Below are 21,217 nucleotides of genomic sequence, written 5' to 3' on the forward strand. Positions count from 1 at the left end.
TTCCGCAAAAATAACAAATGGTTTAAGAGGAGATGGCTTTTAAGATAAATTTATCTAAATGGATTTTGTAACAAAATTCAAGTTGCGGTTACTAAATAATTAAAGAAGTATATCCTTCTTTCCAAAAACCCTTTCAACAATGGTTAAACATTTTGTCTCTTTACAATGGAAATCCTTTTGGAGATCTGCATCCATGTCTTCTGGATTATTCATGAAAATTTTTATGGCATTTTGGGCGTGTTGGTTAGCCCTTATGTCTGCCCTTGGTGGCATCGCATTCTACAAATTAGTAAAAGAAAAATTGGAGCTCGATCCCTTAGAAACTTTAAATCGGTTTTTGATTTATTGGTGGGTTGGAGACTTGCTATTTCGTTACGCTTTGCAAAAAATGCCGGTGATTAATATCAAGCCGTTGCTATTACTCCCGTTTAACAAAAACAAAATAGTTTCTTTTGCCTTTGGGAAAACGGTATTCTCATTTTTCAATGTGATTCATGCATTCTTTTTTATTCCATTTTCACTGGTTTTGATCAAAAACGGACACCCAGTAACCAATGTATTGTTATGGCATTTGGGATTAATCGCCTTGGTATATGCCAATAACTTTCTAAACATCCTTTTGAATAAAAAAGATAACTTGATTTTTATTATTGGTGGAGTCTTGGCAATTTTCGGAGGACTTCATTATTTTGGATATTTTGATGTTACGGTATACACAGCTCCGTTTTTTCAGGGACTATATGATCTGGGATGGATGGTTGTGATTCCTGTAGCGACATTAATAGTTTTGATTGCCCTATCGTTCAGATCCTTTACTTCAGACTTATATCTGGATGCAGGTTTGGCTACCAAATCAAAAGATATAAAAACAGAGAATCTGGATTGGTTAAATAGATTTGGTAGGACAGCTACTTTCCTTAAAAACGATATCAAACTGATTAAGAGAAATAAACGTGCAAAATCAACAGTACTAGTAAGTGTGTTATTCTTGTTCTATGGATTATTGTTCTTTACAGGTGCTGTAGAAGCCTACGATGGACCAGTATGGAAGATCTTTGCAGCCATATTTGTTACCGGAGGATTTTTATTGAGTTTTGGGCAGTTTGTTCCTAGTTGGGATAGTGCATATTATCCCTTAATGATGAGTCAAAATATTAAGTACAAAGAATACCTGTCATCAAAGTGGTGGTTGATGGTAATTGCCACCTTGATTTCTACCGTTTTGGCTTCAGGATATTTATATTTTGGATGGGATGTCTACCTGGCAATTATAGTCGCATCAATTTATAATATCGGAGTAAATTCTCATGTGGTGCTATGGGCAGGAGCCTATGTAAAAACCCCTATTGATTTGACTAGTAACAAAAAAGCTTTTGGTGATAAACAGGCCTTCAATACCAAAACGCTATTGTTGTCCTTACCCAAAATGGCATTACCAATGGTGTTATACGCCATTGGACACTATGCCTACAGTCCAAATGCGGGGTATGCATTGGTTACTATAGCAGGGATAGCAGGTTTTGCGTTTAAAGATGCCGTTTTTAGCAAAATCGAAAAAATCTACAAAACAGAGAAGTATAAAACCTTATCGGCATACAAACAAAAAAATTAAGAACATGATTGCAGTACATAACCTTAGTAAAACTTATACAGGGAACACCGTTTTAAATATAGAACACCTTGAAATTGAAAAAGGAAAAAGCTTCGGGCTGGTAGGGAATAATGGAGCGGGTAAAACCACTTTATTCAGTGCTTTGTTGGATTTGATACAACCCACAACTGGATATATCGAAAACAATGGAATCAAGGTCAATAGTAGCGAGGATTGGAAATCAATTACTGCTGCATTTATCGACGAAAGCTTTTTGATTGGGTACTTGACCGCCGAGGAGTATTTCTATTTTATCGGAGAGTTGCGTGGCCAGAACAAAGCAGATGTGGATGCCTTACTTTCAAAATTTGAGGACTTTTTTCACGGAGAAATTCTAGGAAAGAAGAAATACTTAAGAGATCTTTCTAAGGGAAATCAGAAAAAGGTAGGGATTGTAGCTACCCTAATCGGTAATCCCGAAGTAGTTATTCTAGATGAACCTTTTGCTAATCTTGATCCTACTACACAGATACGTTTAAAGCAGATTATTAAAGAGCTATCTGCAGATCCAAATGTTACGGTATTAGTTTCTAGTCATGATTTGATGCATGTCACCGAGGTATGCGAACGCATTGTTGTGTTGGACAAAGGTATCGTGGTTAAAGATATCGTTACCTCTGCAGAAACATTAAAAGAGCTAGAAGAGCATTTTGGAAAAAATGCCGTTCCAAATACAGTAGAGGAAGCGAATCAATAATTATGTTTTTCGCTACCTCATTTCTTTTCTTTAGGGATAATATTACTGTTCTACATACCAACGAATGGATAATGGGAAGGGATCGTGACCAAGTATTTCTCCAGTAGCTACATTTCTGGTCATAGATTCGGATTTGCCATTGCTGGCGGCAATCAATGTCCACTCGATATTTTCTTTCAGAGATATGGTTTGTTCATCGTATTTTGGAGTTTGCCCGATTATAGGATCGATTTGTGCAAACACTAAAGTGTCACTCATGATGGTCAGGAATTTGGCTTCAGCAAAATGTTCTACTTTTTTGGTCTTGTCATTTTTTCTTGCACCATACCAATAGATCCTAATTCTATTTCCTTTTCGTACGGCGTCGATTAAGTTTTGAATATCTCCTTTAGATTCTCCTTTATCGTTGTTGGCGTAGGTAAGTTTCCAACGATCATTTTCTTGAGAATAGAGAAATGTACAAGAAAATAAAACAAGCAAGAGTGTAATACTTTTTTTCATAACTGACGAATTTGTTGATTGAACAATTACGAATTTAAATAGATAAATGATTAAAACTAAAGCATTAGTGTTTTAAGGCCGAACAACTAATGAAAATAACAGTATTTTTCTTTGTTGAAATCATTATAAATATTTGAAAACAAACTACTTGAAGTTGTTTTTGCCAGGGATCATAAATTGAAGTTAAATAATGTTTGGAGTAACTCATCTTCCTAGAAGAAGATACTGGAAACATTGGTTTTTAAAAACCGAAGGGCTTTGCTAATATGGGATTCTACGGTTTTGGTAGATATTCCCAATATCTCAGCAATCTCTTTATGCTTTTTCTGCTCTAATCGACTTAATTTGAAGACTTCTTTACATTTTTGAGGAAGCTGATCCAGCATTTTTTCGAGCTTGTTCCAATCGGCTTCTCGTTGATCTTCTTTTTCATCATACATGTCAAACAGCGTTTGCCACTTGATTTCATCCAGAATATCATGTTCTTTTTTCTGAGCTCGTAGGTGCATTAAAAATTCGTTATGACAGGATCGAAAAAGATAATTCTTCAGAGAAGATGAGATTTTTAAAGAAGATCTCTTTTCCCAAAGACGCAGCATTACATTTTGAACTAAATCTTCAGACAAGATACTATCATGAGAAAGTTTATAAACGTAGTTGCATAACCACTCGTAGTACAGATCAAAAAGAAGTCTGTAACTCTTTTCGTCCCCCTGGGTTAATCCCGTAATAAGTACTTTTTCTATGTCGGCAGAACTGTTTTTCATGACTAAAACGTCAACTAAATTAAAAAAAATTAAAATAAAGTAGGGGATTCTTTTGATTTCTGCATCATATAGGTAGAAAAGGAATAAAATGGATAATTATTTAACAATAATTAGAAAATATCTTAAAGGCGATTGTTCTTCAGAAGAAAAAGAATGGCTTAAACGGTGGGTAAATGCCAATGAGGAAAACAAAGCGCTTTTTAAGAAGGAAATAAAAGAGTCGTATGCTGCAAAAGAGCATTTGGAAGTAGATGTAGAGGGTGCTTTTGAGCGTTTTGTAAAAGGAATACAGCAAAAAGAAACCAAAGTAATTTCCTTGAAGCCTGTTGTAAGAGTTATTGGATATGCTGCAGCGGTCGCAGCGATCATTTTTGGGATATATACGTATAAGAGTGGTAATTCATCTTTTGAGATCACTACACCAGAAGAGGTACAAGCGGCAGATACTTCTTCAGACAAAATCAAGATTGTACAGGCCGATGGTACCATTAGTTATTTAGGATTGGATGATACGGCAAGTATTAAAGATGCTGAGGGTAATCTTGTGGTCAAAAAAAACGAAGATCAATTAGTCATTCAAGGCGAAAACCATAGCACCAAAACAGAGTATCTTCAAATCTCAATCCCAAAAGGAAAGTTGTTTCAATTGGCTTTATCCGATGGAACCAAAGTATGGTTAAATGCGGCTAGTGCACTTAAATTTCCCAGACATTTCAACCCAGAGGATAAAAATAGATTGGTATATCTAGAAGGAGAAGGATTTTTTGACGTGGTTACTAATACCAAACAACCTTTTATAGTAAGAACCGGAGAAGTAGATGTTGAAGTATTGGGAACCCAGTTTAATGTGTCATCTTATGATGACGATGCTACAATCAAAACAACCCTTGTAGAAGGATCCGTCGCTATTAGTGATCCAGAGCAGCAAGATGTAAGACTGAAGCTTACTCCAAATTACCAGGCTATTTTCAGTAAAAACAACAAGGCTTTAGAACGTAAAAAGGTAGATCCCGCATTATTTACTTCCTGGATGCATAAGAAAATTATATTACAAAATGAGTCTTTTGCCGAGGTATACAAAAGAATCGAAAGAACGTATGACGTAGAAATAATAAGTCTCAATCAAAAATTAAATAATACCCGATTTACCGGAGAATTTGATATCGAGAATGTGGAGCAGATCCTAAAGGTATTTTCAGAAACGATAGCATTTACATATGAAATAAAAAATAAGAAGATTACAATCAATCCGTAGGTAAAAATAAGAAAGGAAGTGCTGCCACACTTCCCCTTACGGTTTGATTACTATTTAATTGAGTACTAACCAAACTTTTCAAAATTATGAAAAAAAAGGGTAATCGTACGCTATTTTCACACTTAGCGCACAAATCGAATGTATTAAAAATGAGGCTTACACTGGTTTTATTCTGTTTTTCCATTTTTCAGGTAATGGGAACTTCTGGCTTTTCGCAAGGCAAAATAAAACTTGATTTTAAACAAACTCCTATTGTAGAGGTATTAGACGAAATCAAAAATCAAACTTCGTATAAATTCTTTTACATCAGCGATGAGGTTGATCTTGATCAAAAAACATCTATCAAAGTGAATAAAGAAAGCATTGATAGAGTATTGGGATTACTTTTTGATCCAACCGATATTTCTTATACCATTATGGGCAAGCAGGTGATCTTAAAAAAATCACCTTTGGTTAAAGAAAAACCAGTAATCCAAAGAGAGATCAATGGTAATGTAAAAGATTCAAACGGGAGCCCTCTACCAGGGGCCAATGTTTTAGTAAAAGGAACCACTATAGGGGCACAAACTGATTTTGAAGGAAACTTCACCATCAATATCCCTGAAGAGAATAACATACTGGTGATTTCTTACCTAGGTTTTGAAACCCAAGAAATCAATGTCGAAGGAAAAGACTTCATCTCGGTAACCCTACAGGATGCATCTGCGCAATTGGATGATGTAGTGATTGTAGGATCTAGAAATCCTAGCCGTACCGCTGTTGAAACGGCCGTTCCAATTGATGTGATAGACATTACTGAAATTGCAACACAAGGGCCTCAAACAACTGTAAACGAAATACTTAATTACGTAGCACCTTCTTTTACGTCGCAGACACAAACGGTTTCGGATGGTACTGACCATATCGATCCGGCATCTTTGAGAGGTCTGGGTCCTGATCAGGTATTGGTGTTAATTAATGGAAAAAGACGACACAATACGGCATTGGTTAATGTAAACGGAACGGTAGGAGCAGGTAGTGTTGGAACGGATATGAATGCAATTCCAACCGCAGCAATCCAAAGAATTGAAGTATTACGAGATGGTGCAGCTGCGCAATACGGATCCGATGCCATTGCTGGGGTAATCAATATTGTATTGAAGAAAGCAACCAACAAATTGGATGTTACGATCAATACGGGAGCTAATTTTAGTAAAAACTCGAATCAATTTGATGGCGGTAGCGATGGAGAAAAGGTAAAAGTCGATGTCAATTATGGATTACCGATAGGAGACAAAGGTGGATTTATCAATTTTACCGGGTCATTATCAACCCGAGCTCCTGCATTAAGGAATAGAGATTATCAAGGAGATATTTTTAGAGGATATCATGGTGCAGAACGTGTTTTTGCAGCAGGTGGAGGTAATGTTGCCGAAATGACATTAGCAGATTATCAAACAGCCGCACAAGGAATTACCTATCTCGATCAGGCAACTCGAGACCAAATTGCTGCACTGGATGTGACCAATGATGCCGATATAGAAACCTTTAGAACATTGTTGGATATCGATGTAGACGAAGATGAACTTGCTGCCAGAGGATTAACCAGAACAGATTTTAGATTTAGAGTAGGTACTTCAAGATTAAGAGAAGGAAAGTTCTTTGCCAATATGGCGATTCCATTGGGCGAAGATGCAGAATTCTACAGTTTTGGAGGAATTAGCTATCGAGAAGGTTTAGCATCTGGTTTTTATCGTAGACCAGCGCAAGGTGATGGACGTGCCAACACCCCTGCTTTCCCTAATGGTTTCTTACCTAATATAGGTACCGATATTGTAGATAGATCGATAGCGGTTGGTATCAGAGGTGTGGTAAATAACTGGAATGTCGACTTTTCTAATACCTATGGAACCAACACTTTCGATTTTACAGTAAGCAATTCTAGTAATGGTACTCTTGGAGTAGCTACACCCAGAGATTTTGATGCAGGATCATTAAGCTTTATGCAAAATACCACTAACTTGGATATCAGCAGATTCTACGAGGATATTTTTAGTGGATTAAATGTGGCAATGGGAGCAGAGTACAAAGTAGAAAACTATGCTATTGTTGCTGGCGAAGAAGCTTCTTATGTAAGCTATGATGTAAACGGAAACGTGGTTACAGGTACTACGCCGGACGCCGATTTGGTACGCAATAATTTTACTGGTGCTGTGCTAGGTGGCGGATCTCAGGTGTTTAGAGGTTTTGATCCCAATAACGAAACTGACGAATATAGAAATAGTATTGCTGGATATATTGATCTGGAAGCCGATTTTACAGAGCAATGGTTAGTAAGTTTAGCGGGTAGGTATGAGAACTTCTCCGACTTTGGAGATACCTTTAATTATAAATTAGCTACCCGATATAAAATCACCGAAAACTTCTCGATAAGAGGAGCCAATAGTACAGGATTTAGAGCGCCTTCGTTACATCAACAGTTTTTTAGTAGAACCAGCACCGTTTTTGTAGATAATCAGCCTTTTGAACAAGGAACATTTACCAACAACAGTAGAGCTGCAGATTTGATCGGTATTGCCCAACTAAAAGAAGAAACTTCGGATAGTTACAGCGTAGGGCTTACTGCCAAAATTCAAAATTTTACGGTTACGGCAGATGCATACTTGATCAATATTGATGATCGAATCGTATATAGCGGAAGTTTTGGTAATGGAGGCGATCCTGAACTAACTCAGATATTTGAAGCTGCCGGAGCAACCAGTGCACGATTTTTTGTAAATGCCATTGATACCAAATCGCAAGGAGTAGATGTCGTGGTTTCGCATAAAATGAATTTTGGAGAAGAAACTACTTTAAAAAATGATCTTTCTGCCACATTTGCCAAAACCGAGGTCGAAGAAATTCGAGTACCAGAGAGAATCGCGAATGCCGGTCAAAGCGGTAGCTTTTTTGATGGACAAGAAGAAGCTTTCTTAACCCTGGCACAACCTAGAACCAAAATAAGCCTTAGTAACGCTTTGTCTTTTGGAAAATATAATGTGTTACTACGTAATGTGTTTTTTGGAGAAGTAACAGATCCAGATGATTTTAATGGAGACCCTAGAGTAGATGGTACTGTTGTGAGCGATGATGCAGTGTACGGAGGTAAAGTGGTGACCGATCTATCATTCTCGGCAGAACTTCTGGACAATTTAAATATCACCATTGGAGCAAACAACTTATTAGATGTCTATCCCGACGAAAATAGAGAAGGAGGTACAGCTGGAGACCAATTTGTATTCTCAAGAAGAACATCTCAATTTGGGTATACCGGTAGATTCCTGTTTGCAAGAGTAAATTTCAAACTATAATGTTTCACTAATTCAGTTTTTGTTTGCTAAAAGGCGAGAAGTTTTCTTCTCGCTTTTTTTGTGAGAAAATCTTGAAAGTGAGGTGTCAGGCATTCCTAATTATCAGAAAATTACCATAAATAGGATATAGAAGCCAGAAAAACGTACTAACCCCCTGTTTTTTAACGAAAGAAATGTATTTTTACCTCAGGCGTACTATTTTTGTATATTACAACACACTAAAAAGCAAGTTTTTTAGTTATCACACTTATAAATTATCTCGTTTGGGACGAAAAATTTCACAAATAGGGCTAGTATTGCTTTTGGCAATTGTTGGGTTTGCATGTTCTCGTAAAAAAGACAAGTTTGTAAACCGAACTTGGCATGATGTTACTACAAAGAACAATACCTTATACAACGGTAGATTGGCTTATGATAAGGGCCAGGAAGAATTAATCCAAACATACAATGATAATTTTTGGGAACTACTGCCAATAGAGCGTATGATCGTGAGCGAAGATGTTCGACTCCCGAATGAAGTGTTGAATCAGAATTTTGATCGGTCAGAAGAGAAGGCGGTAAAAGCCATTCAAAAACACAGCATGCTCATCGATGGTAAGGAGCGCAATCCAAAGATTGATGAAGCTTTTCTTTTGTTAGGTAAGGCTAGATATTTTGAGCAACGGTTTATCCCTGCACTAGAAGCTTTCAATTATATTCTTTACAAATATCCTACCAGTAATACGATCAACCATGCCAAAGTATGGAGGGCAAAGACGAATGTACGTCTGGATAATAATGAAAAGGCGATAGAGGATTTGATCCGAATGATTGAGCAAGAGTATATGAAGCCACAGGACTATGCAGATGCGGTTGCAATGATCGCTCAGGCGTATGTGAATTTAAAACAAAAAGACTCGGCACTGGCATATATCAATAAAGCGAGTATTCACACCCAAAAGTTCGAAGAAAAAGGAAGGTATTATTACATCAAAGGACAATTATTAAATGAATTAGGTTTTAAAGATAGTGCCAACTATGCATTTGATCAGGTAATAGATCTGAACAGAAGAACACCACGCAGATATATGCTTAATGCCTATATGGCAAAAGCAAGAAACTTTGACTACGAAACAGGAAACCGTGAAGAGTTTTTAGAATTGCTTACGGATCTGGAAGAAAATCGTGAAAATCGCCCTTTCTTAGACAAGATCTATAATCAAAAGGCCGAGTATTTCAAGACCTTGGATTCTATAGATTTGGCGATCGCATATTATAACAAATCATTGCGAACCAACTCACCAGATAAATACCTAGAATCTCTGAATTATTATACCTTAGGTGATATAAGTTTTGATAGAAAGAGATATGCGGCTTCTGGGAAATATTACGATAGTACTTTACAACGAATGATTGTGGATTCTAAGCGATATCGTGTGCTTAAGAAAAAGAGAGACAATCTGGATGATGTTATTTTGTACGAAGGGATTGCGCAAACCAATGATAGTATTTTACGTGTATCTGCAATGTCAGATGATGATAGATTGGCTTATTATAAAACTTATACCGATAGTTTAAAAGCGAAGGCAATTGCATTGCAGGAAGCAGCGGAGTTAGAAGACTATAAAAATCAATTGCCAGCAGAACGTAGATTCCAACAACCACAGAGTAGTATCATAGGTCCAAAAACCAACAATGGTGGAGAAGCTGGGAAGTTTTATTTCTACAACCAGACTACAGTGGCGTATGGTAAAACAGCATTTAAACGCACCTTTGGAAATAGAGAATTACAGGACAATTGGAGAGTATCAAGCATTTCTAATCCTTCGGCAGTAGCCGCAGAAGTTCCAGAAAAAGAAAATGAATATTCTATAGATACAGATCCCACTTTTGATCCGTTAACGTATATAGCTCAGGTTCCTACTGACGCTAAGATTTTGGACAGTTTAAAAACCGAAAGGAACTTTGCATATTATCAACTAGGAGTAATTTATAAGGAGAAGTTTCAGGAATATCAATTGTCAATCGACAAGTTTGAAAACCTGTTACAAAATGATCCCGAAGAGCGTTTAATTGTTCCTTCAAAGTATAATTTGTATAAAATTTACCTGGCTCAAGGAGATATCCCTAATTCTAATGCCTACAAGCAGGATATTATTAATAATTATGGAGATTCCAGATATGCTAAGATTCTTCAGAATCCAAATCAGGAGTTAGAGGATAAGGATAGCCCAGAATCGATGTATAACAAGTTGTACAAGATTTTTGAAGAGCAGCGATATGCTGATGTGATACGAGAGAGTGATGTGCTGATTACAAAATTTGGAGCCGATGAAGATTTTCTTCCAAAATTTGAGCTGTTAAAAGCACAGGCTATTGGCCGTTATCGTGGGTTTGAAGCTTATAAATTGGCCTTAAATTTTGTGGCACTTAATTACCCGCAAAGTCCTGAAGGGAAGAAAGCTCAGATAATGTATCAGGTTACAATACCACAGATTGAAAATAATGTGTTTGCTGTTGGAACAGATGATAAAGAGAATCACAAATTGATTTATCCTTTCTCAACATTTGGAGATAATCAGGCAGCAGCTTTAAAAGAACTTATTGCGCAAATCCTAAAAGAGCTGAAATACGATAAAATGAAAGTGTCTTTGGATGTGTATACCAAAGATCAACAGTTTGTGGTAGTACATACCCGAAGAAATCGAGTAGAAGCCGAAGGTTTAGCAGAGTTGTTATCTATCGGTAGAACCGAGGACACCAGGGGTGTAGATCTTACCAAATGGAATCGTAGAAAAAAATATTATAAGAAAATTGAAGATAGTTATTTTACAATTGCATCAGCCAATTATAGAATAATGCAGATTCATAAAAACCTACAGGATTATGATCAAGAGTATGCTGTAGAAGAAGAAACAGAATAATAACTTAATTCCCCTTATATAATTATGTTTTCAGATAATAAAAAAGGCAGAGATCAGGGCGGTATGACCGATTTCTCACGTAACCAAAACAAAATTTCCGAAGGAACCAAAATCGTAGGTGATATTGTTTCTGAAGGAGGTTTTAGAATTGAAGGAACTATCGAAGGAACCTTTAAAACTACAGGAAAAGTTGTAGTAGGAAAGTCTGGTTTTATTCAAGGTACACTAGAGTGCTCTGATGCGGACTTTGAAGGTAAGTTTTCAGGAACATTGTTGGTTTCTAATACGTTATCATTAAAACCTACCGCGCATATCGAAGGTGAAGTATCTGTAGGTAAGTTAGCGGTAGAACCTGGTGCAAACTTTAATGCTTCATGTTCTATGAAGGGTGGTGTAAAATCGTTAAGCAAACCAACTGCTGGCAGTGACTCAAAACAACCGCAAACCCAAGGACAAGGGAAATCAGCTTAGAAAATATGCGGCCCTCACCGGAATCGCTTTTCAAATGGGGGCTACGATATTTATCTGTGCATATATCGGAAAAAAGCTTGATGCTCATTATGAACTTCAAAAGCAGTGGTTCACTATGGGCTTTGTGCTTTTTGGAGTCACGGCCTCGGTATATTTGGTGATTAAGCAATTAAATCGAATCAACAAGTCTGACGAATAAAACTGCAGATCCGTTATCCTTCCTAAATTGTACTAATGCTTCGAGAATTACTTCGTTTCTTATTTATTTTTCTAGTGGTTGTAGTAGGAGGTTATTTCATTCATTTGGGAATAGTCACCTCTTTTTCTCTAGATCGAAATCTGGAAATCATCAACTTTTCATATGTGTTTAATGGAATATTTACGCTGTTGTTTGTGGTAGGTATTTTGGTGTTCAGTAATAAATTCAAAGACCAAATCGGTTTTATCTTTATGGGGGGTAGTTTGGTCAAAATAGGATTATTTATTGGGATTAGTAAGTTAAACGATATGGATATCGATAAAAATGTCTTTCTTGATTTTTTTGTAGCTTATGTAATTTGCCTCATCCTCGAGGTGTATTTTGTTTCCCGAATTTTGAAATCATTTAATTAGCTGATTATTAGCTCTTTAAAAATCTTAAAATATTCTCAAACTTATTTGCTCAAAATAGTTTAAGAATCTAACATATTTATGTACATTTGCACCGAAATTTAGGAACCGAAATTTTACGCGTAATGCAAAAACGTACTGTAGTTAGAATTTTATTGATTTTTACCCTGGTTTTTACCGCTTCAAATCTATTTGCAAAAGAAACTGAGAAAGAGGGGAAAGGAGATTTAAAAACAGAGATAAAAGAGTTTATTGATCATCACCTTCAAGACTCTCATGATTTTACCTTGTTTTCTGATAAAGCTACAAACAAGCACTACGGATTTCCACTTCCAGTAATTCTTTGGGATGGTGGTTTAAAAGTGTTTTCATCTTCAAAATTTCATCATGGAGAAACAGTTGCCGAAGTAGATGGTAACTACTACAAGTTATATCACGGAAAAGTATATAAAACGGATGCTGATGGTACGATCAACTATGACGAAGATCACCATGCAACCAATGCAAAGCCATTAAACTTTTCGATTACCAAAAATGTAGTGAGTATGCTTCTTGTGAGTTTACTAATGTTCTTTATGTTTAGAGGATTGGCAAAATCGTATAAGAAGAATAACGGAATTCCAACAGGTCTTGGCCGTTTCTTAGAACCATTAGTGATTTTTGTTAGAGATGAAATAGCGATTCCTAATATTGGTGAAAAGAAATACAAAAGGTACATGAGCTTTTTGTTAACTATATTTTTCTTTATCTGGATACTGAATCTTTTAGGTATGACACCACTAGGTGTTAACGTAACCGGAAATATTGCAGTAACTTTTGGGCTGGCGTTGCTTACGTTTTTGATCACCAACTTTACGGCTAACAAAAATTATTGGGGACACATATTCTGGATGCCAGGAGTTCCTACTTTTATGAAAATTGTTTTAGCACCAATTGAATTACTTGGTGTATTTATCAAGCCTTTCTCCCTAATGATTCGTTTGTATGCGAACATGACTGCAGGTCACGTAGTATTAATGAGTATTGTGGGGATGATGTTTTTGTTCAAAAGTTGGATTGGTAGTCCATTATCATTTGGTTTAGCATTTGCGTTATCAATATTAGAATTATTGGTAGCAGCATTACAAGCATATATATTTACGATGTTGTCTGCACTATACTTCGGTATGGCAAATGAGGAGGCACATCACTAAACGATAATTGTTTAATTTTTTTAATTCTTTACTATGGAAGGTTTAAATTATGTAGGAGCTGGTTTGATTGTTATCGGTGCTGGTTTAGGTATTGGTAGAATCGGTGGACAGGCAATGGAAGCTATTGCTCGTCAGCCAGAAGCTTCAGGAAAAATCCAAACTGCAATGCTTATCGCAGCTGCACTTATCGAAGGTATTGGATTTGCTGCTTTATTCGCAGCTTAATTTACAAACAACAGCTGTAACGGTTGGTTACAGCTGTTGTTACAATTTTTAAAATTAGACAATAAAAGAACATAATATAATTACTGATGGAGAAGTTAATAAATGATTTTTCGTTCGGCCTTTTTTTCTGGCAGATTTTACTTTTTGTAGGTTTAGTGCTATTGCTTAGAAAGTTTGCATGGAAACCAATAATGGAAGCGATTAACAATCGTGAAGAAGGAATCAAAGATGCCTTAGAATCTGCAGAAGCTGCAAGAAAAGAAATGCAAAATCTTCAGGCAGATAACGAGCGTATTCTTAACGAGGCCAGAGCAGAGCGTGATAGTATGTTGAAAGAAGCTAGGCAGCTTAAAGAAAATATGATCTCTGATGCAAAAGCAGAAGCTCAAGCAGAAGCAGATAAAATTGTAGCTCAGGCACAGGCAACAATTGCTAGTGAAAAGAAAGCAGCAATTGCTGATTTGAAAAATCAAGTAGCTGGACTTTCTGTAGAGATTGCAGAAAAAGTAGTAAGACAAGAATTATCTGACAAAAAGAAGCAATTAGAATTAGTTGATTCTATGTTGGGAGATGTTACTTTAAACTAAGAAAATAGATGAGTAGAGCAGCAATACGATATGCAAAAGCAGTTTTGAGCATCGCTCAGGATAAAAAAGCGACTTCGGCTATTCAAAAAGATATGCAGAGTATCATCGCAACTATTGATGAAAGTGCAGATCTTAGAATGGTGTTGAACAGTCCATTGATCAAAAGCGAAGTAAAACTAGCTTCTCTACGTGAGATTTTTAAAGGTACAGAAGAGATCACTCAAAAGTTATTCGAAACTCTGGTTCAGAATAAAAGAGTAAACCTATTGGGTGATGTTGCAAAACAATACATTGTACTTTTAGATCAATTAAACAATACACAAGTTGCCAAAGTGACTACTGCGGTTCCTTTGGATAAGGCGTTAAGTGCAAAAGTACTTGACAAGGTAAAGGAGTTAACCGGTAATGAGGCAACTATAGAGAATATTGTTGATGAGAGTATTATTGGAGGGTTTATTTTGAGAGTTGGAGATATGCAATATAATGCTAGTATCGCGCACAAATTAACCGCACTAAGAAGAGAACTTAGTAACTAATCCAAATAACTATGAGAAATATTGTAACCATCGTACTACTTACTTTTAGTCTTACCCTTTGCGCACAAAAGGTGAAGGTGAAAAAGGATGTAGTATTAGTAGACAAAAAAGAAACTCCAATACGAGTAACTGCATCAAAAGGTGGCGAATATATTTTCACAGATTCATCTACGGATAAAGTGTTTATCACTGCAAAAAGAGAGGCTTACAAATTAGACGAAACAAAAAGTTTCGAATGGTTGGTGTTAACCAACGAGAATAGCGAGTTCGAAAATGAGGTAGATATGAAATACATGTCTTTCACTTTGAACATGAAGAAAGCTATTGCCGAGTTCTTAATGAAAGAACTTGGATTTTTTGATGCTGCTGGTGCCGTAAATAATGATAAGATTACAGCTTTTTTTAGCGAGAAAAGAGAACGAGCTAGTAAGGCAGAATATGAGCGACTAGTAATAGCAGCCAAAGAAAGTGCTGCTGCCTATGCTGCTACAGAGAGTATTGGGATTTTTGTGGATGCAGAGCTTAAAGAAATCACCAGAAAAGGAGAAAAGATCGGTACCTACCGATTTGCAGATGCAAGTACTATGATCATTCGTGATTTAGATACGTACAAGATCGGAGTGGTAACTCAGGATTTAAGCGGAAACGTAACTATAGAATCACAGTTACTTACAAGTCCATTGACGTACAATACTAAAAATAGATATAGTGCTACGGATAAGTATGCTACCAAAGAGTTTGTTATAGAGGCGGTACGTCGCATGCACACTCGCGGTTTGGAACTAGGACATAGTGCCAAAGCAACCTTGGAAAAGGTGAATGAAGAAGCTCAAGCAGAAGCGATCAAAAGCTACGAGGAAGCGAAAGCGAACTCAGCTAATATCTATGGGCAATTAGGATATGGGATAAACGACAAAGGAGAGCGTTTTGAAGGAGAGGTTACTATGATTTTTGAAGATCTTAAAGATCCAACGGATCCTTTGGCAAATGCAACTATTGTAAGTTTAGACGGTAGTGATGTAGGGAAAAAGGTGAGTATCATTTACCTGAATGAGAAGGAGAAAAAAAGAACAAAAGTGTTGGCTGCAAAAAAAGGAGCTCGTTTTTGTGTTTTTGATAAAGCTGGAAACGAAACTTGTTACCAGGGAATAAAAGTAAAAAGTAACGGAATGCTTGCCGGAGGAGGAGATGCTTTATCTATCGGTGGTTCTGGTGCACTTTTTATGCAAGAAGTATTCAAAGATGGAAAAGGAACTATCTATCAAGAGTTCCCAAGCAAAAAATATTATCTGAGAGTAGAAGGTCAGGAAAAAGCATTTGATTTTGCTTTTGGACCATTGATCAAAGAAGAAAAGAAGATCGCTAAGTTAAAAGAATATCTCGGAGGATGTGATTATGGAGATGGTGTATATAACGAAGCTGGTTTTCAAGAAATAGAAACGATAAAAGAACTTATTAATTTTTATAACAACTCTTGTAAGTAATCAAGAGAAATAATAGTAATTATGGCAGAAGTGAATCCTGCTGAAGTATCAGCAATTTTAAAACAACAATTATCCGGATTTGAGGCAACAGCTTCATTGGAAGAAGTAGGAACGGTACTACAAGTTGGTGATGGTATCGCACGTGTATATGGATTATCTAATGCACAGTACGGAGAGTTAGTGCAGTTCGAATCAGGGTTAGAAGGTATCGTACTTAACCTTGAAGAGGATAATGTTGGTGTAGTACTTTTAGGTTCTTCTACAGAGGTAAAAGAAGGTGCAACAGTAAAACGTACTCAGCGTATTGCATCGATTAATGTTGGAGAGGGAATCGTAGGACGTGTTGTAGACACACTAGGTAACCCAATTGATGGTAAAGGAGCGATCGAAGGTGAAACTTTTGAAATGCCATTAGAGCGTAAAGCACCTGGGGTAGTTTTCCGTCAGCCGGTAAACGAACCACTTCAAACAGGGATCAAGTCTATCGATGCCATGGTACCTATCGGAAGAGGGCAGCGTGAGTTGGTAATCGGTGACCGTCAGACTGGTAAGACTACGGTATGTATCGATACGATCCTTAACCAAAAAGAATTTTATGATGCTGGTGAGCCAGTATACTGTATATATGTAGCTATCGGGCAGAAAGCTTCTACAGTGGCAGGAATTGCTAAAGTATTAGAAGACAAAGGAGCTTTAGCTTATACAACTATCGTTGCGGCAAACGCTTCTGATCCTGCACCGATGCAGGTGTATGCTCCTTTTGCTGGAGCGGCTATCGGAGAGTACTTCCGTGATACAGGTCGTCCTGCATTAATCATCTATGATGATTTATCAAAGCAAGCGGTAGCATATCGTGAGGTATCTTTGTTATTACGTCGTCCACCAGGACGTGAGGCGTATCCTGGAGACGTTTTCTATTTGCACTCAAGATTATTAGAGCGTTCTGCAAAGGTGATTGCTGATGATAGCATTGCAAAAGACATGAATGACTTGCCAGATTCATTAAAAGATAAAGTAAAAGGTGGTGGTTCATTAACTGCTCTTCCAATTATCGAAACACAAGCTGGTGACGTTTCTGCGTATATTCCTACCAACGTAATTTCGATTACTGATGGTCAGATTTTCTTAACATCAGACTTATTTAACTCTGGTGTACGTCCTGCAATTAACGTAGGTATTTCAGTATCTCGTGTAGGAGGATCTGCTCAGATCAAGTCGATGAAGAAGGTAGCAGGTACATTAAAACTGGATCAGGCACAGTTCCGTGAATTAGAAGCATTTGCTAAGTTTGGATCTGACCTTGATGCGGCTACATTAAACGTAATCGAAAAAGGAAAGCGTAACGTAGAAATTCTTAAGCAGGCACAGAATGACCCTTATACCGTAGAAGATCAAATTGCGATCATCTATGCAGGTTCTAAGAACTTATTAAAGGATGTTCCTGTAAATAAAGTAAAAGAATTTGAAAGCGATTATATCGAATATCTTAATGCAAAGCATAGAGATGCGCTAGATACTCTTAAATCAGGTAAGTTAACAGACGAAGTTACGGATGTACTTATGTCTGCTTGTAAAGAGATCTCAGCAAAGTATAAAGCTTAATTAAATTCATAATTCTGAAATTCAGAATTCATAAGTATTAAAAATGGCAAACTTAAAAGAATTACGTAGTAGAATTACATCGGTGTCTTCGACCATGCAGATTACCAGTGCCATGAAAATGGTATCGGCTGCAAAGTTGAATAAGGCACAGATGGCTATTACAGCAATGCGTCCGTATGCAGATAAACTGACCGAGCTTTTACAAAGCTTAAGTGCTTCTCTAGAAGGAGATAGTGCCAGTGCATATGCAGAACAACGTGAGGTAAACAAAGTATTAATTGTTGCGGTTGCCTCAAACCGTGGTTTGGCCGGTGCTTTTAATTCTAATATCATTAAGGCTGTAAGAGGTTTATATGAGAATGATTATGCGGGGAAGCAAGTTGACTTTTATACTATTGGTAAAAAAGTAAATGATGTGGTTTCCAAAACGCATACGGTAGTAGCCAACAAAAATGAGGTTTTTGACGATCTTACTTTTGCAAATGTGGCTGCAATAGCCGAAGAGTTAATGGAGAAGTTTACAAACGGTTCTTATGATAAGATTGTTGTTGTATACAATAAGTTTAGAAATGCAGCTTCTCAAGATGTAACCACAGAGCAGTTTCTACCAATTCTGCCGGTAGAAAATGCAACGGCTACTAATGTAGATTACATTTTTGAACCGTCAAAAGAAGAGATCGTTGAGCAACTAATTCCTAAGTCATTAAAGACACAATTGTACAAGGCAATTAGAGATTCTTTTGCTTCTGAGCACGGTGCACGTATGACTGCGATGCACAAAGCTACAGATAACGCAACAGAGCTTAGAGATTCGCTTAAATTATCATACAATAAAGCTAGACAAGCTGCAATTACTAATGAGATTCTAGAGATCGTTGGTGGAGCAGAAGCGTTAAATAGCTAATAGGATAATATCAACATAAAAAAAGCCTTATAAACATCCGTTTATAAGGCTTTTTTTATGCCTGTTTTCGATGTTCAGGCAATTTTATTTAAACAGCTCCTTCAGCGTCTTATATTTGGTTCTTCCAATAGGAAGTACTTCACCATTCTTAAGTTCTGCCTGATACTTACTTCCAGAACTTATTTTGATGGTTTTAATCTCCTCAATTTTGGTGATATATGATTTATGAATTCTAACAAACATATCCGGTAGAAGTTGCTCCAATTTCTCAAGAGATTTGTCATGAAGGAAGGTGCTATTGTTATTCAGCACCAGCTCCGAATATACCCCGGCCCCTTTGATATAAATAATATATTCAATATCAATGAGTTTTACCTCTCCGCGTTTTTTGACGGCAAGAAACTTGATGTTTTTTTGAGCAGCATCTTCTTTATGTAGTACCCGATCAAAAGCTTTATATAACCTTTCCTTGTTAAATGGTTTGGGTACAAAATCCAGAACCCCAAATTCAAAAGCTTGTATGGCTTGATCTTTATAGGCGGATATAATGATAGTATGAAAGGATTGTGAAACAGCTTCTTTAAGGAGGTCAAAACCACTTTCCCCATTCAGATTGAGATCCAAAAGAACAAGATCCACTTTATGCGCTGTTACAAATTCAAGTCCTTTAGCCAATGATTCTATGTGCGTAATCTCGGATACCGTATTCAGGAAAAACTCTTTGGTCATTCTCATAATACGCTTTGCAATTCTTGATTCGTCTTCAATAACTAGGATATGCATAAGCTTAAGAATAAATGGTTATGATATTTTTCCATCCTTCTGGGGTTTTATAAGATTCAAAATCCCATTTTCGGCCATAACTTTCAGTTAGACGAGCTTTAATATAGGTGTTTCCGGTGCCGTCTTCAATGGATTTTTCAGGGTTTCGTAAGTTAGCTATAGTTCGTAAGATATAGCTTCTATAAGACGATGAGGATTCTTGATATAGATGGAAACGAAGTTCATTGTGTTCGTCGGGTATACAATGGGTGATTCCGTTTTCTACCAACGTATGTAGTATGGCTGGGGGAATACTTTGATCTGGATGAATACCCTCGTCGCTCCAGGAATAAATAATTTCCTTTCGGTATCTCATGATATTGAGAAAGCTTTTGCAAAGCTGTATTTCCTGATCAATAGGGATGAGTTTTTTATCTTCAATCTGGTTCAGCAGATCGAATTCTTCGGCTAATGCTTCAATAAAATCAACGCCTTTACTTGGGGATTCCTCAACCCAATCTATCAAAGAAGTAAGAGTGTTCATTAAGAAATGAGGCTGTATTTTTTTCTTCAACAATTCATTTTTTAATCTGGAGGTTTCTACCAAAGAATGTTCAAAAGCCTCACGTTGTTTTCGGATGTGTTGGGCAAGAACATAAAACATACTTAGTAATAAAATGGTGAAGCTAATGATAAGACTAAAATCATAAGTGATGAGATAATACAGTAAAATATTGATCAGTAATGAACCTAATACTACAATGGCATTTTCTGTTTTTTTGTAGGTTGCAATACCTACTATGATTATAGAAAAAACCCACATACAGATAATCAGAAGTGCTGTGGTATGATCGTATCGCCCTTTGAAATAGAAAAATATAAAAAGCAAGAGTGCGAAATATCCAGATAACAGCAACTTTCTTTTGGGAAGTGAAAACTGTATCGAGAAATATACCGGAATCAAAAAAGCGATCAAAAATGTCAATACACCAATAATTTCTAACCGAATGTAAAAATCGCTGTAGTGAATTGGCAGGAAAAATTTGATATACTCTACGATGATAAGTACCGAAAACAGAAAGGAGCATATGCTGAATAGCAATACCGGAAAAAACCTTTTATTATAAAAATAGAGCATGAAAAAATAAACGGCTGTAAGTAAAAAAGCACCTGCAAAAATATAAGTGATGGCTGTTAACACTACCGGTGACTGGATAAGGTTTTTATAACTACTTAATACAAAAGCAAAACCACGTTTTTGATCCGGGTAATACCGTTGCGAAATGCGTAACGCCAAAAGATGCTCTCCTTTTTTTGCCAGGGAATCAGGAATAATAAAAGATCGATCCACTTCTCCTTTTTTAAGATGTTCCTTGCCTGGGGTGCCATTTCTGCCTATCAAAACTTCGTCCCAATACACTTCATAAGCACCAAAGCCATAGATAAGCAAACCTTGAGGGGTATCTTCTTGAGGATGTTGATCTATACGAATAGTAGTTCTCGCCCAAAAAATAGCATCTTTACTATTCTCTCTTTGCAATGACCAAGAATTGTCATCAATGTTTTTTAATCGCCAATTTAGCGTGTCTCCTGTCTTGTATCTTATTTGAGGAGCTTGAACCTTAAAATCATTTTCGCAAGAGATGAAGCAAGCAATACTAGTGATAAAGACAACAATTTTGAATATACCAAATCGATTCATGAGCAAAGAGATCTTGATAAGGCTAAGATAGGACAAAAA

At 36.7% G+C, this 21,217-nt stretch carries 19 protein-coding genes; 15 read left to right on the plus strand and 4 right to left on the minus strand.

Annotated features, from left to right (window positions below; genetic code table 11):
- Window positions 1–139 precede the first annotated feature (139 nt).
- Both ACXAGJ_RS04690 and ACXAGJ_RS04695 read left to right on the plus strand, forming a co-directional pair.
- The gene (locus ACXAGJ_RS04690) at window positions 140–1,612 is read left to right on the plus strand and encodes a DUF5687 family protein (protein ID WP_474837577.1); all 1,473 of its coding nucleotides are present in this window, start codon (window positions 140–142) and stop codon (window positions 1,610–1,612) included.
- 4 nt (window positions 1,613–1,616) lie between these two features.
- Window positions 1,617–2,348 (plus strand): ABC transporter ATP-binding protein, encoded by a 732-nt coding sequence (locus tag ACXAGJ_RS04695; RefSeq protein ID WP_474837579.1) that lies wholly within the window; start codon window positions 1,617–1,619, stop codon window positions 2,346–2,348.
- Window positions 2,349–2,390: 42 nt separating this feature from the next.
- Here the strand turns inward: ACXAGJ_RS04695 and ACXAGJ_RS04700 are convergent, their stop codons facing one another.
- Together ACXAGJ_RS04700 and ACXAGJ_RS04705 are read right to left on the minus strand one after the other, a co-directional pair.
- Complete coding sequence (locus tag ACXAGJ_RS04700; RefSeq protein WP_474837581.1) at window positions 2,391–2,849, minus strand: hypothetical protein; 459 nt, start codon at window positions 2,847–2,849, stop codon at window positions 2,391–2,393.
- A 212-nt stretch (window positions 2,850–3,061) separates the two neighbouring features.
- Window positions 3,062–3,616, minus strand: coding sequence for an RNA polymerase sigma factor (locus ACXAGJ_RS04705; RefSeq protein WP_474837583.1), 555 nt, complete (start codon window positions 3,614–3,616; stop codon window positions 3,062–3,064).
- An 88-nt stretch (window positions 3,617–3,704) separates the two neighbouring features.
- On the opposite strand from ACXAGJ_RS04705, the gene ACXAGJ_RS04710 reads away from it, so the two are divergent.
- From ACXAGJ_RS04710 to atpG, 13 genes are all read left to right on the plus strand, one after another.
- A complete protein-coding gene (locus tag ACXAGJ_RS04710) occupies window positions 3,705–4,871 on the plus strand; it encodes a FecR family protein (protein ID WP_474837585.1) in 1,167 nt (388 codons plus the stop codon).
- An 86-nt stretch (window positions 4,872–4,957) separates the two neighbouring features.
- Window positions 4,958–8,200 carry a TonB-dependent receptor domain-containing protein gene (locus tag ACXAGJ_RS04715; RefSeq protein ID WP_474837587.1) on the plus strand — a complete coding sequence of 1,081 codons (3,243 nt, stop codon included), beginning with the start codon at window positions 4,958–4,960 and terminating at the stop codon, window positions 8,198–8,200.
- A gap of 263 nt (window positions 8,201–8,463) precedes the next feature.
- Window positions 8,464–11,103 carry a type IX secretion system periplasmic lipoprotein PorW/SprE gene (gene porW, locus ACXAGJ_RS04720; RefSeq protein WP_474837589.1) on the plus strand — a complete coding sequence of 880 codons (2,640 nt, stop codon included), beginning with the start codon at window positions 8,464–8,466 and terminating at the stop codon, window positions 11,101–11,103.
- 24 nt (window positions 11,104–11,127) lie between these two features.
- On the plus strand, window positions 11,128–11,574 hold the full coding sequence (locus tag ACXAGJ_RS04725; RefSeq protein WP_073315974.1) for a bactofilin family protein: 447 nt from the start codon (window positions 11,128–11,130) through the stop codon (window positions 11,572–11,574).
- Window positions 11,528–11,773 (plus strand): AtpZ/AtpI family protein, encoded by a 246-nt coding sequence (locus tag ACXAGJ_RS04730; RefSeq protein WP_073315973.1) that lies wholly within the window; start codon window positions 11,528–11,530, stop codon window positions 11,771–11,773. The genes ACXAGJ_RS04725 and ACXAGJ_RS04730 overlap by 47 nt, the downstream gene beginning before the upstream one ends.
- A 35-nt stretch (window positions 11,774–11,808) precedes the next feature.
- Window positions 11,809–12,186, plus strand: coding sequence for a DUF6168 family protein (locus ACXAGJ_RS04735; RefSeq protein ID WP_474837592.1), 378 nt, complete (start codon window positions 11,809–11,811; stop codon window positions 12,184–12,186).
- 122 nt (window positions 12,187–12,308) lie between these two features.
- Window positions 12,309–13,376, plus strand: a complete 1,068-nt coding sequence (gene atpB / locus ACXAGJ_RS04740; protein ID WP_474837594.1) for a F0F1 ATP synthase subunit A — start codon at window positions 12,309–12,311, stop codon at window positions 13,374–13,376.
- 33 nt (window positions 13,377–13,409) lie between these two features.
- The gene (gene atpE, locus ACXAGJ_RS04745) at window positions 13,410–13,601 is read left to right on the plus strand and encodes an ATP synthase F0 subunit C (RefSeq protein ID WP_027394417.1); all 192 of its coding nucleotides are present in this window, start codon (window positions 13,410–13,412) and stop codon (window positions 13,599–13,601) included.
- An 86-nt stretch (window positions 13,602–13,687) separates the two neighbouring features.
- Window positions 13,688–14,188 (plus strand): F0F1 ATP synthase subunit B, encoded by a 501-nt coding sequence (locus ACXAGJ_RS04750; protein WP_073315971.1) that lies wholly within the window; start codon window positions 13,688–13,690, stop codon window positions 14,186–14,188.
- 8 nt (window positions 14,189–14,196) lie between these two features.
- Window positions 14,197–14,724: an ATP synthase F1 subunit delta gene (gene atpH, locus ACXAGJ_RS04755; RefSeq protein ID WP_474837599.1), complete on the plus strand. Its 528-nt coding sequence runs from the start codon at window positions 14,197–14,199 to the stop codon at window positions 14,722–14,724.
- A gap of 11 nt (window positions 14,725–14,735) precedes the next feature.
- Window positions 14,736–16,208 (plus strand): hypothetical protein, encoded by a 1,473-nt coding sequence (locus tag ACXAGJ_RS04760; RefSeq protein WP_474837601.1) that lies wholly within the window; start codon window positions 14,736–14,738, stop codon window positions 16,206–16,208.
- Window positions 16,209–16,229: 21 nt separating this feature from the next.
- The gene (gene atpA, locus ACXAGJ_RS04765; RefSeq protein ID WP_474837603.1) at window positions 16,230–17,810 is read left to right on the plus strand and encodes a F0F1 ATP synthase subunit alpha; all 1,581 of its coding nucleotides are present in this window, start codon (window positions 16,230–16,232) and stop codon (window positions 17,808–17,810) included.
- Between the two features lie 43 nt (window positions 17,811–17,853).
- Window positions 17,854–18,714, plus strand: coding sequence for an ATP synthase F1 subunit gamma (gene atpG / locus ACXAGJ_RS04770; protein ID WP_474837605.1), 861 nt, complete (start codon window positions 17,854–17,856; stop codon window positions 18,712–18,714).
- An 84-nt stretch (window positions 18,715–18,798) separates the two neighbouring features.
- On the opposite strand, the gene ACXAGJ_RS04775 is transcribed toward atpG, so the two are convergent.
- Both ACXAGJ_RS04775 and ACXAGJ_RS04780 read right to left on the minus strand, forming a co-directional pair.
- Window positions 18,799–19,497: a LytR/AlgR family response regulator transcription factor gene (locus ACXAGJ_RS04775; protein WP_474837607.1), complete on the minus strand. Its 699-nt coding sequence runs from the start codon at window positions 19,495–19,497 to the stop codon at window positions 18,799–18,801.
- 4 nt (window positions 19,498–19,501) lie between these two features.
- Entirely contained in the window at window positions 19,502–21,178 is a 1,677-nt protein-coding gene (locus tag ACXAGJ_RS04780) for a histidine kinase (RefSeq protein WP_474837609.1), read from the minus strand.
- Window positions 21,179–21,217: the final 39 nt, after the last annotated feature.

It is taken from the genome of Aquimarina sp. AWH4_224 (assembly GCF_056160245.1).